Source organism: Deinococcus maricopensis DSM 21211, assembly GCF_000186385.1.
Lineage (GTDB): Bacteria > Deinococcota > Deinococci > Deinococcales > Deinococcaceae > Deinococcus_B > Deinococcus_B maricopensis.
On sequence record NC_014958.1, the window covers coordinates 80,001 to 93,507 of the forward strand.

The following is a 13,507-nucleotide window of genomic DNA, read 5'->3' on the forward strand; positions in this document are numbered from 1 at the left end:
GGCCGCCTCGCCGGACTCGCCGTTGCGGCGCCCATCGCCGTATACCGCCTGCTGCTGGGCGGCGCCGGCGCCATCCCCGCGTTGGCGCAACTCCTGATCATCGCGATCTTCGCCGCGCCGCGCGGCACCTGGCTGAACCTCAGCGCCACCCCGGGCATCTCCCTGACCCGCACACCCTGGGTGGCGCTCGTCCTGTTCGCCTGGGCGACCCTTCCGCTGTTCGTTGCCTTTGAAGTGGCAGACCAGCCATTCGCGTACGCCTTCGCCGCCTACGCGGCCCTGACCGTCCTGAGCGCCATCGGCCTGATCCTCGGACAACTGGCGGGACAGACGCGCCTCAAAGCTCTCGCGCAGGCGCACCGCCTACGCTCCCTGGCCTTCACGGACGCCCTTACCGGCGCGTACAACCGGCGCCAGTTCGAGCTGGACTTCCCCCGCGCGGACGAGGCCTGTCTGCTGCTGCTGGACCTCGACCACTTCAAGCGCGTGAACGACACCCACGGGCATGACGTTGGCGACCGGGTCCTGCAGGCCTTCGTGACGATCCTCCGCGAGGCCACGCGCCCAGGCGATGACGTGTACCGCCTGGGCGGTGAGGAATTCGTGGTGCTCCTCCGTGACTGTCCACCAACAAAAGCGGTAAGCGTCGCCGAACGCATTCGCGCGCACGTCGAGTCCTCCCTCGCACTGTACGCTGCTCTCCCAGGACCGGCCCTCACCATGTCCGGAGGGCTCGTGCCCGTTGGGGAACAAGCCCTGCGACGCGCGGATGAACTGCTGTACCAAGCCAAAGCGAATGGCCGCAACCGGGTCATGGATGACACCAATGCCCAACGTATTCCTCAATGGCCCTCAGGTTGATGGTTGGCCTCATGTGGTCCCGGATGACTTGAGGGCGATACCAAACGTGCAGCCCAGATGTTCGCTGATGCGGCTCGCAAGAGGCCGTTTCAGCCTCGTGTGATTTTCCAACTGTGCAGCTGACGCCCAGCGGGATAGGCTGCCCCATGACTGGCGCGCCACTCCCACCCGACGAATCCGCCCGACTGCTGGACCTCGCCCGGTACCAGGTGCTCGACACGCCGCCCGAGGAGTTGTTCGACCGCATCACCCGGCTCACCGCCCGGTTGTTCCGCACGCCGGTCGCAGCCATCAATTTCGTGGCGGTGGACCGCCAGTGGGCGAAATCGTACGTGGGCCTGCCCGGCCCGGAAGCCGACCGATCGCACTCCTTCTGCGCGTGGACGGTCCTGCAGGATCAACCGCTGGTCGTGCCGGACGCGCAGCTGGACCCGCGCTTCGAAACGAACCCGATGGTGCAGGGCGACCCGCATATCCGCCTGTACGCCGGGGCGCCCCTGTGCACGCCGGGCGGCCACCGCATTGGCACGCTGTGCGTCACGGATGTGGCGCCGCGCACCCTGACCGATGAGGACCTGCAGAACCTGCAGGACCTCGCGGCGTTCACCGTCACGGAACTGGAGTTGCGAGCTGAGCTGGCCCGGCTACGTCGGACTGTGGACGCGCACACCCTGCAACATGCCGAGCAGCGACGCATGGTGCAGTACGCGCGCACGCTCGACGGCGTGCGGGACCTGCTGTCGTTGCCCCTCGAGCCCGAAGAGCAACTGCAGCAGATCGGCATGCTGCTGGCCGGAGCCCTGGGCGCCGCGTGGGCAGGGCTGGTCGCGGATCATGGCGTGGCGGTCCACACGGCGGAGCTGCGCACCACCACGACGCCCCCTGATGCGCTTCAGGATTTTGCTTCGGCTCTGGACCGCACCCGTCACACGCTGAACGCGGACCGCACGCCCCTCGGGCGGCCCGTGTACTACGAGGACTACCGCCAGCACCCAGACCCTGCCGCGGAAGCGCTGGATGCGGGATGGCGGGCTGCCGCGTGGGTACCGTTCGGGACGTGGGGAGGCGTAACGTACCTTCTGGCACTGTTCCGCACACCCGAACCTGGCCGTGTGACCTGGCGAGAAAGCGACCGTGCCCTGCTGGACACCGCCGCGCAGGTCATCCGCGCCCACCTCAACACGGCTGGCAGCTCCTGACCCCCGATGGGCGTGACGGAACGGAGACGGCTGCGCCCATCAGCAGGACTTCAAACGCCCGGAACGGAAAGGTCAGCCGCTGACTGCACCCCAGAAAATCAGCGGCGCCGTCAGTGTTTGAGCCCGACCTGCATGATTAAACCTCAGCATCAGGCGCGAGCATACAGGTGCGCCCGCTCACGGGTGCGTAGTCAATCGCAAGCGCGACAGGAGACATAGTGGAACGTCACGGCGGGCACGACGTGTCGCTGCATACCCTCCTGCGGTGTCGGTCTGGGTGCAGGCCATGAGAAAGCGCACCGCCCCTGCTTGAGGATGCGGGTGCCCACACCCGGGGGCGTTAGGGGCGCTCCTGGCGGAGCACGAAGAAGTACGGCGCGGCGAACCCGCGCGCGTCCATGGCGCCCAACACCGTCCGGTCGTTCACGCGGCGGAACACGTCGTGGATCGGCTGACGGTCGTAGATCATGGTGGCGCTCACGCGTCCGCGGTACAACGTCATGCGCAGCCGGGCCGTGTACCGCGGCGTTTGCAGCAGGGGCCGCGCGGCGGTGATCAGTGCGCGGTACGGCAGGTGCCGGGGCACGCGGACGCTGAAGGGCACGCGTGCCGGGTCGATGGGGAAGATGTCTTCGGCGTGCGCGCCGCGGAACAGCAGCGGGTGCACGGATTCGTCATCGTGGAAGGCCTTGCCGTACCAGCCGGTGGCGCTCAGCAGGCCGTCCATGGGGTGCCCGGTGGGGAATTCCGCGCCGCGCCACGTGCCGCGCAGCGCGGTGGTGTCCAGGGGTGGCAGGGCGTCGAAAATGCGGAGGGCCACTTCGGGGCTCACGCAGCCCAGGTGCAGCGCGTCGTCGAAGGTCAGCATGCTTCACCTTAAGCCCGGCGGGTTCGTGGGATGCGCCGAGTGCGGACGCTGCAGCGCGGGCGGAGACGCACGTGCGTCTCCGCCCGCCGGGTAGGCCGGGTGGATCGCCGGTTACTTGTCCTCGCTGAGGGCGAAGCCGCGGCTGAATTGCCGTTGGAGGGCGGTGAAGACGATCAGGGGGGGCAGGATGGTGATGATCGCGCCGGCCATGACGGCGCCCCAGTCGGTCTGGCCGCCCACGTCGATGAGGCGGCGCAGGCCGACCTGCACGACCTGCCGTTCGTCCTGCTGCATGATGACGAGCGGCCAGAGGTACTGGTCCCAGGCGGACACGAACTGAATGACGGCGAGCGCCCCGATGGTGTTCCAGCTCATGGGGATGAGTACGCGCGAGAGGTAGCGCAGGGGACCGCAGCCGTCGATGCGGGCGGCGTCCGCGAGGCTCGCCGGGATGTTCATGAAGTGCTGCCGGAACAGGAACGTGCCGGTGGCGCTCGCGAGGAACGGCACGATGATCGCCGCGAAGCTGTTCGCCCACTTCAGGTCGCGGCTGACGAGGTCGAACAGGGCGACGATCAGCACTTCGGTGGGGAGCATCAGGGAGAGCAGCACGAGCGTGAACGCGGCGTTCTTGAGGGGGAAACGGAAGTGCACGAACGCGAGCGCGGCGAGCAGCGCGAGGGCGGTCTTGCCGACGGTGACGCTCACGGCGACGATCAGGCTGTTGAGCAGGTACCGGCCGAGGTGCGCGCCGTTCCAGACGCTCCCGAGGTTCTCCAGGAAGGCGGTGCCGGGCCGCAGGCTGGGGCTGAGGACGGCGTTGGATTCCTGCGTGGCCTTCACGAGCGCGAACAGCAGGGGCGCACCAACCAGCAGCACCGCCACGATCAGGGTGAGGTGGATCAGCCACGCGTTCGGGACGCGGCGGCTGGGCGTGTCAGGCGCCATAGTGCACCCGCCGTTCCCCGAAGCGGAACTGCAGCCACGTGAGGCCGCCCACGAGCGCGAGGAGCAGCACGGCCTGCGCGGCGGCGGCGCCCGCGCGGAAGTTCACGAAGCCGTCCTGGTACAGCTGGTACACCAGGAACGTCGTGACGCCCGCGTGCCCGGCGTAGGGGCCGCCGCGCGTGAGGATGTCGGTGAGGGCGAACGCGTCGAACAGTGCGGCGACGATGTTCGTGAACACCAGGAAGAACGTGACGGGCGTCAGCAGCGGGAACACGACGCGCCAGAACACCTGGGTGGGGGTGGCGCCGTCGATTTCGGCCGCTTCGAGGACGTCGCGGGGGAGGTTCTGGATGCTGGCGAGGTAGAAGACGACGTTGTACGCGAGGCCCTTCCAGATGGCGGCGAGCGTGACGAGGCCGAACGCGAGGAGGGGTGTGTCGAGCCAGCGGGGGCGGACGCCGACGAGCGCGCCGAGCAGCTGGTTCACGACGCCGATTTCGGGGTTGAACAGGAACAGCCACAGTGTCCCCGCGATGGCGGGACTCAGGGCGTACGGGTAGATGAGCAGCAGGCGGTACACGCCCGCGCCGCGGATGGGGCGGCTGGCGAGCCACGCGAGGCCCAGCGCGAGCAGCAGCCCGAGCGTGACGGTGAGCGCCGTGAAGATCAGCGTCTGCAGGGCGACCTGCTGGTACGTGGGGCTGAGCAGCAGCTCCGTGAAGTTCGCGAGGCCCACGAACCGTTCCGTGCCGAGAATGACGTTCGCGCGGTACGCGGCGAGCCGCAGGGTCTGCAGGGCGGGCAGGTAGATGAACACGCCCAGCACCAGCAGGCTGGGCAGCAGGAACAGCCACGGGAGCGCCGCGCCGCGGAACACGGCGCGTTCCTCGTGGGGCAGGGCGGCGCGGGCGCGTTTCGGGCGGCGCGCGGGCCGCGGCGCGCGTCGGCGTTTCAGGGTGAGCACACGTGACCTCCGGGGGGTTCGGCGCGCGGCCCGCCCCGGGGTGGGGCGGGCCGCGGCGCGGAGCGGGGTTTACTTGAAGTTCGCGTTGTACTCGGCGAGGGCGGCGTCTGCGCGCGCCTTGGTGTCCTGCAGGGCCGCGTCGACGCTCTGGCCGCCGAGGACCTTCTGAAGGCCTTCCTCGATGATCTTGCGCGTCTGGATGGCCGCGCCGTTCAGGCCGCCGGCGGTGGCGGCGTTCGTTACGGTTTTGGTGAGCTGGTTGAACGCGACAGTCTGCAGAGGCGTCTGCGTGAACCAGCCCTGCTTGCGGAGCGTGTCGATGCTGCTCTGACGCACGGGGTAGTAGCCGGTGAGTTTATGCCAGTCGGCCATGTTGCGGGTGTTGGTCATGTACAGCGCGAAGTCCAGCGCGCCTTCCGCCTGGGGTTTGCTGATGCCTTTGGAAATCCACAGGCTGGCGCCGCCGATGACCACGCCGTTGCGTTTCGCGCCGTCGGGGATGGGGAGCACGCCGACGCCCATCGTGAAGCCGCTCTTGCGGGCGGCGTCGCGGATGTTGCCGATGTCGGCGGTGCTGGTGATGTGGAACACGGCCTTCTGGTTCGTGAAGATGGCGTCGCTGCCGTCCCAGTCCTCGAGTTTGCCGGTGTACGTGTAGTACTTGTTGGTCTGCAGCGTCTTGAAGAAGGTGAAGATGTTGCGGGCGGCGGCGCTGTCGAGGTTGGTGGTGGTGGCGCGGCCCTGGCGGCCGTTGCCGTTGTTGAGGAGCACGGCGCCCTGCTGCGCCATCCACTGCTCCACGAACCAGCCGTTGAGGCTCATGCCGAAGCAGCTGGCGTCGAGTTTCGCCGCCTGGATTTTCTGGCAGGCTTTGAGCAGCGCGCCGAAGGTGGTGGGCGGCGTTTTGGGGTTCAGGCCGGCTTTGCGCATCAGGTCCTGGTTGTAGTACAGGACGGGGCTGCTGGAGTTGAATGGCAGGCTGTTTACCTTCCCGCCGATGGTGTAGTAGTTCAGGACGGGTTTGATGTAGTCGCCGAAGTCGACATTCTTGACGCTGCTGATCGGCTGGAACGCGCCGCTGTCGAGGGCGAGCTGGCTGCCGACCTCGAAGATCTGCACGAGCGCGGGCGCCTTGCCCTGGCGCGCGGCGAGGATGGTGGCCTGCAAGCTGTCGTTGTAGCTGCCTTTGTAGCTGGGGACGACGCGCACGCCCGGGTGGGCTTTGTTGTACTCGTCCGCGCGGGCCTGAATCCAGCCGCTGCGTTTCGCGTCGCCGAAGGAGTGCCAGAATTCGACGGTGGTCTGGGCGGCGGCGGTGCCCGTCAGGGCCAGCAGGAGCATCAGTCGTTTCATGAGTGCCACCGTAGGCGCCCGGCGTCAGGCGTTCGTCAACCGTTCATGCGTGGGGGTGGATGCGCCGCATTGCAGCACGTCCGGGTGGTCGCCGATGAGGGCGTGCACGCCGAGTGCGCGCAGCCGCTGCACTTCGGCGGCGTCGTTCACGGTCCAGACGTTGACGTGCCAGCCGTGCGCGGCGGCCAGGGCCATCAGGGGCGCGTCCACCAGCGAGTAGTGCGGGTGGACGGCGCGGGCGTCCAGGCGGCGCATGACGGCCGGCACGAGGTCGTGCGCGCCCAGGCGGTAGCGGCGGTGCATCAGGAAGCCGCGTTCGATGTCCGGGGCGTGCGCCCGCGCGAGGGCCAGCGCGCGCGGACTGAAGCTGCTCACGATGACCTGCCCGGTCAGGCCGTACGCGCGGATGGCGTCGAGGGTCCGCACGGTCCGGTCGTCCGGGAGGTCGCCGTCCACCTTCACTTCGACGTTCACGAACGCGCCGCTGGACGCCGCCCAGGCGAGCGCGGCGTCCAGGGTCGGGACGTGTGCCGGGAGCGTCCGCGCGCCGAGGGTCTGCAGGTCCCGACCGTCGAGCAGGTGCGGGTCGTGGTGGATCACGAGGGTGCCGTCCCCGAGGCGGCGCACATCGAGTTCCACGCCGTCCAGGCCAGCATGCAGGGCAGCGCGGAAGCCGTCAAGGGTGTTTTCGGGGTGCAGGTGCGGCGTGCCGCGGTGGCCGAGCAGCAGGGGCGTCATGCGCGCAGCGTACCGGGCGCGCGTCAGGCGCGCGCCTGCCGTGGTCACGGCGGCCCGCTAGGAATTGCGGCGGGTTCGCGGCATGCTGGGCGGGATGACCAGACCGGATGACCGACCCACGCCTACGCTCCCGCGGTACCTGCAGGTGCAGCAGATGCTGCAGGACATCATCGAGGGGGCGGAGTACGCGCCGGGCGACAAGGTCCCGTCGGAGCGGGAACTGGCCGAGCAGCTGGGCGTGAGCCGCATGACGGTCCGCAAGGCGATGGACAACCTCGTGCGCATGGGGTGGCTGGAGCGTGACAGCACGGCGGGCACACGTGTGAGTGCGCCGCGCGTGAACCGGGTGCTGAATGACCCGCAGCTGCACAGCATCACGCAGATGGTCGCGGCGACGGGCGGGCAGGCGGGGGGGCGGCTGCTGGAGTTTCAGGTGGCGCCGGCGTCCAGCAAGGTGAGTGAGGTGCTGCGGGTGCCGCTGGGCAGCCCGGTGGTGGTGCTGCGGCGCTTGCGGCTGGTGAACGACGTGCCGTTCTGCCTGGAGACGAGTCATCTGCCGGCGGAGCGGGTGCCGGGCCTGGCGGCGGAGGACCTAGCGGGGAACCAGTCGCTCTACGGCGTGTTGCACGCGCGGTACGGCATTGATGCGGGGGAGGGGGAGAGCACGATCAGCGTGTCGAGTGCCACGGCGGCCGAGGCGGGCGTGCTGGGACTGGCGCAGGGGGAGGCGGTGCTGCTGTACCGGACGGTGGTGCGTGACCGGGCGGGGGCGCCGTTTGAGTACCTGAAGTCCGTGAATCACCCGCGGCTGGTGGCGTTCCGCGTGCGTTCGCTGGGGTGACGCTTGACTTTTCGGGGGCGCGCGCGCACTGTTGGTATATACCAAGAACCAGTGAGGTCAATATGTCCAGTTCCACCCAAGCGGTCGTGAAAGCGGCCCCCGTCAACCACGACCGCATCATCGAAGGCCTCCACGGCGCCCTCCAGGCCAAAACCCTCGCCGCGCAACTCGGCCAGGAACTCGCCCAGCAGGTCGACCGCATCTACTTCATCGGCTGCGGCGCCCCCAACCGCGTCATGCTCACCCTCGAATACTGGATGGACCACGCCCACACCAGCTTCCAGGTCAAGCGGTACTTCCCGGCCGAGTTCATGACGCTCGAACCGCACCTCGACGAACGCACCCTCGTGATCCTCGGCTCCAAATCCGGCACCACGCAAGAAACCGTCGAGGCTGCCCGCTACCTCCAGAACAAACCCTGCCTCACCGTCGCCGTCACCAGCACGGAACACGCCCCCCTCGCGCAGGCCGCGCAGCGCACCCTGCTCATGGGAGACACCGAGCAGGCCCACACCGGCATGTTCATCGTCCTGCAGGCCCTCGTGGGCGGCCTCATGCACGCCCGCGACGGCTGGCCGCACCTCCAGAACCTCCTGACCTCCCTCGACGCCCTGCCCGAAGTGCTCGTCGAATCCGCCCAGCTCAACGACGAACGCGGCCGCCAGGACGCCGACACCTACCAGCACGACAAGGTCCTGTACCACATCGCGTCTGGCCCGGTGTTCGCCACCGCCTACGTCTTCGGCGTATGCATGCTCATGGAGATGCAATGGATGCACAGCATCCCCATCGAGGCCGCCGAGTGGTTCCACGGGCCCTTCGAGATTCTCGACGCCACCACCCCCGTCATGCTGCTGCTCGGCGAAGACCCCAGCCGCCCCCTCATGGAACGCGCCGTCACCTTCTGCCGCAAGTACACCGACCGGCTCATGATCTACGACGCCAGAGACTACCCCATGACCGGCATCCACCCGGACATCCGCCCCATCGTCGCGCCGTTCGTCCTGCAGGCCGCGCTGAACCGCTTCGCGGAGCACCTCTCCGAACGCCACAACCACCACCTCGACACGCGCCGCTACATGTGGGTCACCGAGTACTGACGTGCGCCGCCTCCTCGGACTCGGCGACAACACCGTCGACCTCTACCTCGCCAGCAACACCATGTACCCCGGCGGGAACGCCGTCAACGTCGCCGTCCTCACGGCCCGCCTCGGCCACGACGCCAGCTACCTCGGCACGGTCGGCGACGACCCCGCCGGTCACCTGCTCCTGAACGCCCTACGCGCCGAACGCGTCGACACCACCCGCACCCGCCAGGTGCCCGGCACCACCTCCTGGTCGCGCGTCCTCCACCAGGGCAACGACCGCCACTTCGACGGCAGTGACGCCGGCGTGTCCACGCAGTGGACCTTCACCGACGAGGACGACGCGTTCATCGCCGAGCACCGCATGGTGCACAGCAGCATCTACAGCGGCCTCGACGCGCACCTCCCCCGCATCCGCGCGCACGCCCCGCTGCTGAGCTTCGACTTCTCGTCCGAATGGACGGACGACGCCCTGCAGCGCACCGCCCCCCACCTCGACGTGGCGTTCCTGTCGGCCGCGCACCAACCGCACGCCGCGTGCGTGGACCTGGGCCGGCACCTCGTCCGCCTCGGCCCCGCCGTCGTCGTGCTCACGCGCGGCGACCAGGGCGCCCTCGCCGTCACCCACGACAGCGTCCACGACGTCGGCGTCCTCCCCGCCGACATCGTCGACACCCTCGGCGCCGGCGACGCGTTCATCACCGGCTTCCTGAACAGCTGGTACGACGAGCGCGACGTCCCCCTCGCGCTCCACGACGCCGCCACGCAGGCCGCCCGCAACTGCGCCACCCTCGGCGCCTTCGGGCACGGCACGCCCATCCCCCCCGCCTGACCCGCCCCCTGGAGGACCTATGAACGGAACGCCGCTCCGCCGCTGGACCCTGCTGCTGACCCTCGTCGTCACCGGAAGTCTCCACGCGCACGCGAACACCCTCGCCGACATCAAGCGGACCGGCGTGCTCCGCCTCGCCACCGAAGGCAACTACACGCCCTTCAACTACTACAAAGGCAAAACCCTCACCGGCTTCGAGGTGGAACTCGGCAACGCCATCGCCAAACAACTCGGCGTGAAGGCGCAGTGGACCACCAACGTCTTCGAGAGCCTCCTGATCGGCCTGCAGCAGAACAAGTACGACCTCGTCATCGCCAGCCACGGCATCACCCCGGAACGCCAGGCGGCCGTGGACTTCAGCGCCCCGCACTACTGCAGTGGCGGCATCCTCGTCAGCAAACCCGGCGGGCCGCGCACCGTCGCCGACCTGAAAGGCAAGATCGTCACGATGGGCGTGAACACGTCCTACCTGCAGTACGTTCAGCGGCTTCCCGGCATCCGCGCCGTCAAGACCTTCCCCACCACCAACGACCAGCTCAACGCCGTCCTGGCGGGCCGCGCGGACACCATGGTCCTCGACCGTTTCAACGCCATCGACGCGAGCAAGGCCCTGCCCGGCAAGCTCCAGCTCGGCGACGTCATCTTCCCGGAACGCATCGGCATGGCCATGAGCAAGCGCAACACCCAGCTGGTGTCCGCCGTGAACGCCGCGCTCGCAGCCGTCATGCGCGACGGCACGTACGCGAAGCTCAGCACCGCATACTTCGGGCAGGACGTCCGCTGCAAATAACCCCCACTGCACGCGAGTGAAGCGCGGCGGCCCCGGCATGAAGGTTCTCCTTCGTGCCGGGGCCGCCGCACTGTTCCGCGTTCCCGCAGCCGCAGGGCAGGCGCTATGACCTCAGGTCAGGCGCCGCAGCCATTCCGCGAGCAGGGCCTGCTCGGCGCGGCTGAAGGCTTCCGGCAGGTCCGGCAGGAGCGCCAGCAGGGCAATGGCGTGCGTGGTCGCCTGCTGCCGAGCGGAGCGGGCCGCTGAGGGGGCCGCGCTCGCTCCGGGGGTCAGCAGGGCGTCCAGGACCGCGTCGCGCATCAGCGTGGCGAGCTGCGGGTCGTGCTCGGGCGTGCGCAGCAGGTGGAGGGTGATGCCCATGCAGGCCGCGTGGATGATGGCGGCGGCGCGGTCCACGCTGACGGTGAGCCGTCCGGTTTCCGCGACGCGTTGCAGCAGGGCGTGCAGCATGGCGGCGGCGCGCGTGGCGGCCGGGGAGGCGGCGCTGTGGTGCGGCGCGCCGTACATGAGGGTGTACAGGTGCGGGTGCGTGAGGCCGAACTCGACGTGCAGGTTCCAGCCGTGGCGGAGGTCCTCGACCGGGTCGTGGCGGGGGGGCTGCGCGGTCTTGAGGGCGAGGTAGGTGTCGAAGCCGGTGCTGGCGACGGCGTTCAGGAGGCCCTGCATGTCACCGAACTGGCGGTAGATGGTGGGCGCCTGGACGGCGGCGGCGGCGCTGATGGCGCGAGTCGAGACGGCGTCCACGCCGCCGCGCTCGAGGAGCGTCAGGGCGGCGTGCAGGATGCGGTCCCGGGGGGAAGGGGGGCAACCGGCGTCATATAGCAATGATAACACTCGCACGTTACCGGGTTGACATATCACTGATTACGGACTTAAGTTATCGGTGTAAACACCGTCAACCACCCCCTCGCCCAAGGAGCACCCCATGACCACCCCCGCACAGCACGCCGGCACCTTCACCCTCGGCAACCGCACCGTCCACCGCCTCGGCTACGGCGCCATGCAACTCGCCGGCCCCGGCGTATTCGGCCCGCCCCGCGACCCCGACGCCGCCCGCGCCGTCCTGCGCGAAGCGCTCACCCTCGGCATCAACCACATCGACACCAGTGACTACTACGGCCCCTACGTCACCAACCAGCTCATCTACGACACCCTCCACCCATACCCGGACGACCTGCTGATCGTCACCAAGGTCGGCGCGCGCCGCTCCGACACCGGCGCCTGGCTGCCCGCCATGGCCCCCCACGAACTCGAAAGCGCCGTGCACGACAACCTCCGCCGACTCGGCCTCGACGCCCTCGACGTCGTCAACCTGCGCCTCATGGGCGACGGCCACGGCCCCACCGACGCCTCCCTCGCCGAACCGCTCACCACCCTCGTCCACCTCAAAGCGCAGGGCCTGATTCGCCACATCGGCCTCAGCAACATCACGCCCACGCAACTCGCCGAAGCGCAAAGCCTCACCGACATCGTCTGCGTGCAGAACATGTATAACCTCGCGCACCGCGACGACGACGCCTTCATCGACGACCTCGCCCGCCAGGGCATCGCGTACGTCCCGTTCTTCCCGCTCGGCGGCTTCAACCCGCTGCAATCCGCCGCCCTCCAGAACGTCGCCGCGTCCCTGAACGCCACCCCTATGCAGGTCGCGCTCGCGTGGCTGCTGCAACGCGCCCCGAACATCCTCCTGATTCCCGGCACGTCCTCCGTCCACCACCTGCGCGAGAACGTCGCCGCCGCCCACCTCACCCTGCCCGGCACGGCCCTCGCCGCCCTCGACGACCTCGGCGCACCCCACCAGACGCACGCCTGAACGACCACCCCACCAGCCGCCCAAGACGCACCCCTCAGGAGGGACCCGCATGCTCCTCATCACTGGCGCCACCGGCCAGCTCGGCACCGCCGTCATCCAGCAGCTGCTCCGCCGGACCCCCGCCCACCACATCGCCGCCCTCGTCCGCGACGAACGCAAAGCCGCCCCCCTGAGCGCCGCCGGCGTGCACGTCCGCGTCGGCCACTACGACGACCCCGGCACCCTCGACGCGGCCATGCCGGGCGTCAGCACCGTCCTCCTGATCGCCGGCACCGACGAGCAACGCCGCGTCCAACAGCACCGCAACGTCATCGAAGCGGCGCGCCGCGCTGGCGTGCAGTGCCTCGCGTACACCAGCCGCGACCTGCGCGACCCCGCCACGCTCACGAACACCCTGATGCTCGGCCACGTCCAGACCGAGGACCTCATCCGCGCGAGCGGCCTGAACCACCTCATCTTCCGCAACATCCTGTACCTCGACGCCGTCCTGAACTTCGTCGGCCCGGACGTCCTCGACGCAGGCATTCAGCTGCCCACCGGCGACGGCCGCGTCGCCTTCGCGCTGCGCAGCGAACTCGGCGAAGCCATCGCCAACGCCCTGCTCGACGAACCACGCGGCCACACCACCTACCACCTCACCGGCAGCGCCGCGTACTCCTTCGCGGACGTGGCCGCTGCACTGAGTGACCTCTCGGGCCGCCCCGTCAAGTACACACCCCTCACGACCGCCGCCTTCGCGGAGCGCCTGCACGCGCGCGGCGTCCCGAACGCCCTGGCGCAGCGGATCATCGGCTTCCTCACCGACATCCGCCACGGGCAAGAGGACCACGTCACCCCCGACCTCGCCCGCCTGCTCGGCCGCCCCCCCGCCGGACTCCATGACGGCCTCGCCACGCTCTTCCGCCTCCCCGCCCCGCACGCCTGAGGCCGCGCGCCGCCCCGACAAGAAGGCGGTGGCGCTCAGGGGCACGCTGTCGCGCATTTCAGCGCAGGCCCCTCTGCAGGCGTCCCGTTCGACCGGCGCTTGAGCACGAGCGTGACCAGCCGAGGCACCCGTGGACGCCAGCACCGGGGCGACACATCGGACGACGTGGCTCACCCCAAGGTGTCCTGCGTGGGTGGAAGAGCCCGCCAGCATGCCGGACGCGTTCCCAGGTGAACCACGTGGCCGTGGCGCTGATCGGATGGACGCCGTGTTCGCGCTGTCTTCACGCG

General features: G+C 69.2%; 14 protein-coding genes (1 of these 14 running past the window's edge). 8 read left to right on the forward strand and 6 right to left on the reverse strand.

Features of this window, described 5'->3' with window-relative positions:
* Nucleotides 1-861 carry the 3' portion of a diguanylate cyclase gene (locus DEIMA_RS00365; RefSeq protein WP_013555239.1) on the forward strand. Its footprint begins 252 nt before the window's first position, so only the last 861 of its 1,113 coding nucleotides appear in the window; its start codon lies off the left edge, out of view; its stop codon occupies nt 859-861.
* Nucleotides 862-1,007: 146 nt separating this feature from the next.
* On the forward strand, nt 1,008-2,060 hold the full coding sequence (locus DEIMA_RS16560; protein WP_013555240.1) for a GAF domain-containing protein: 1,053 nt from the start codon (nt 1,008-1,010) through the stop codon (nt 2,058-2,060).
* Nucleotides 2,061-2,400: 340 nt separating this feature from the next.
* On the opposite strand, the gene DEIMA_RS00375 is transcribed toward DEIMA_RS16560, so the two are convergent.
* From DEIMA_RS00375 to DEIMA_RS00395, 5 genes are all read right to left on the reverse strand, one after another.
* Nucleotides 2,401-2,928 (reverse strand): DUF4334 domain-containing protein, encoded by a 528-nt coding sequence (locus tag DEIMA_RS00375; protein ID WP_013555241.1) that lies wholly within the window; start codon nt 2,926-2,928, stop codon nt 2,401-2,403.
* A 111-nt stretch (nt 2,929-3,039) separates the two neighbouring features.
* Nucleotides 3,040-3,876, reverse strand: coding sequence for a carbohydrate ABC transporter permease (locus DEIMA_RS00380; RefSeq protein ID WP_013555242.1), 837 nt, complete (start codon nt 3,874-3,876; stop codon nt 3,040-3,042).
* Nucleotides 3,866-4,840 carry a carbohydrate ABC transporter permease gene (locus DEIMA_RS00385; RefSeq protein ID WP_013555243.1) on the reverse strand — a complete coding sequence of 325 codons (975 nt, stop codon included), beginning with the start codon at nt 4,838-4,840 and terminating at the stop codon, nt 3,866-3,868. The genes DEIMA_RS00380 and DEIMA_RS00385 overlap by 11 nt, the downstream gene beginning before the upstream one ends.
* Nucleotides 4,841-4,909: 69 nt before the next feature.
* Nucleotides 4,910-6,193: an ABC transporter substrate-binding protein gene (locus tag DEIMA_RS00390; protein WP_013555244.1), complete on the reverse strand. Its 1,284-nt coding sequence runs from the start codon at nt 6,191-6,193 to the stop codon at nt 4,910-4,912.
* Nucleotides 6,194-6,217: 24 nt separating this feature from the next.
* Complete coding sequence (locus DEIMA_RS00395; protein WP_013555245.1) at nt 6,218-6,931, reverse strand: glycerophosphodiester phosphodiesterase; 714 nt, start codon at nt 6,929-6,931, stop codon at nt 6,218-6,220.
* Nucleotides 6,932-7,025: 94 nt separating this feature from the next.
* Here DEIMA_RS00395 and DEIMA_RS00400 point away from each other — a divergent pair, with 94 nt between their 5' ends.
* From DEIMA_RS00400 to DEIMA_RS00415, 4 genes are all read left to right on the forward strand, one after another.
* Nucleotides 7,026-7,772 (forward strand): GntR family transcriptional regulator, encoded by a 747-nt coding sequence (locus DEIMA_RS00400; RefSeq protein WP_148234845.1) that lies wholly within the window; start codon nt 7,026-7,028, stop codon nt 7,770-7,772.
* Nucleotides 7,773-7,834: 62 nt separating this feature from the next.
* On the forward strand, nt 7,835-8,872 hold the full coding sequence (locus tag DEIMA_RS00405; protein ID WP_013555247.1) for an SIS domain-containing protein: 1,038 nt from the start codon (nt 7,835-7,837) through the stop codon (nt 8,870-8,872).
* 1 nt (nt 8,873) lies between these two features.
* A complete protein-coding gene (locus tag DEIMA_RS00410) occupies nt 8,874-9,689 on the forward strand; it encodes a PfkB family carbohydrate kinase (RefSeq protein ID WP_013555248.1) in 816 nt (271 codons plus the stop codon).
* Nucleotides 9,690-9,708: 19 nt separating this feature from the next.
* Nucleotides 9,709-10,479, forward strand: coding sequence for an ABC transporter substrate-binding protein (locus tag DEIMA_RS00415; RefSeq protein WP_013555249.1), 771 nt, complete (start codon nt 9,709-9,711; stop codon nt 10,477-10,479).
* Nucleotides 10,480-10,590: 111 nt separating this feature from the next.
* On the opposite strand, the gene DEIMA_RS00420 is transcribed toward DEIMA_RS00415, so the two are convergent.
* Nucleotides 10,591-11,313 (reverse strand): TetR/AcrR family transcriptional regulator, encoded by a 723-nt coding sequence (locus tag DEIMA_RS00420; protein ID WP_013555250.1) that lies wholly within the window; start codon nt 11,311-11,313, stop codon nt 10,591-10,593.
* Between the two features lie 91 nt (nt 11,314-11,404).
* Here DEIMA_RS00420 and DEIMA_RS00425 point away from each other — a divergent pair, with 91 nt between their 5' ends.
* A complete protein-coding gene (locus DEIMA_RS00425; protein ID WP_013555251.1) occupies nt 11,405-12,292 on the forward strand; it encodes an aldo/keto reductase family oxidoreductase in 888 nt (295 codons plus the stop codon).
* A gap of 49 nt (nt 12,293-12,341) precedes the next feature.
* Complete coding sequence (locus DEIMA_RS00430; protein WP_013555252.1) at nt 12,342-13,217, forward strand: SDR family oxidoreductase; 876 nt, start codon at nt 12,342-12,344, stop codon at nt 13,215-13,217.
* Nucleotides 13,218-13,507 lie beyond the last annotated feature (290 nt).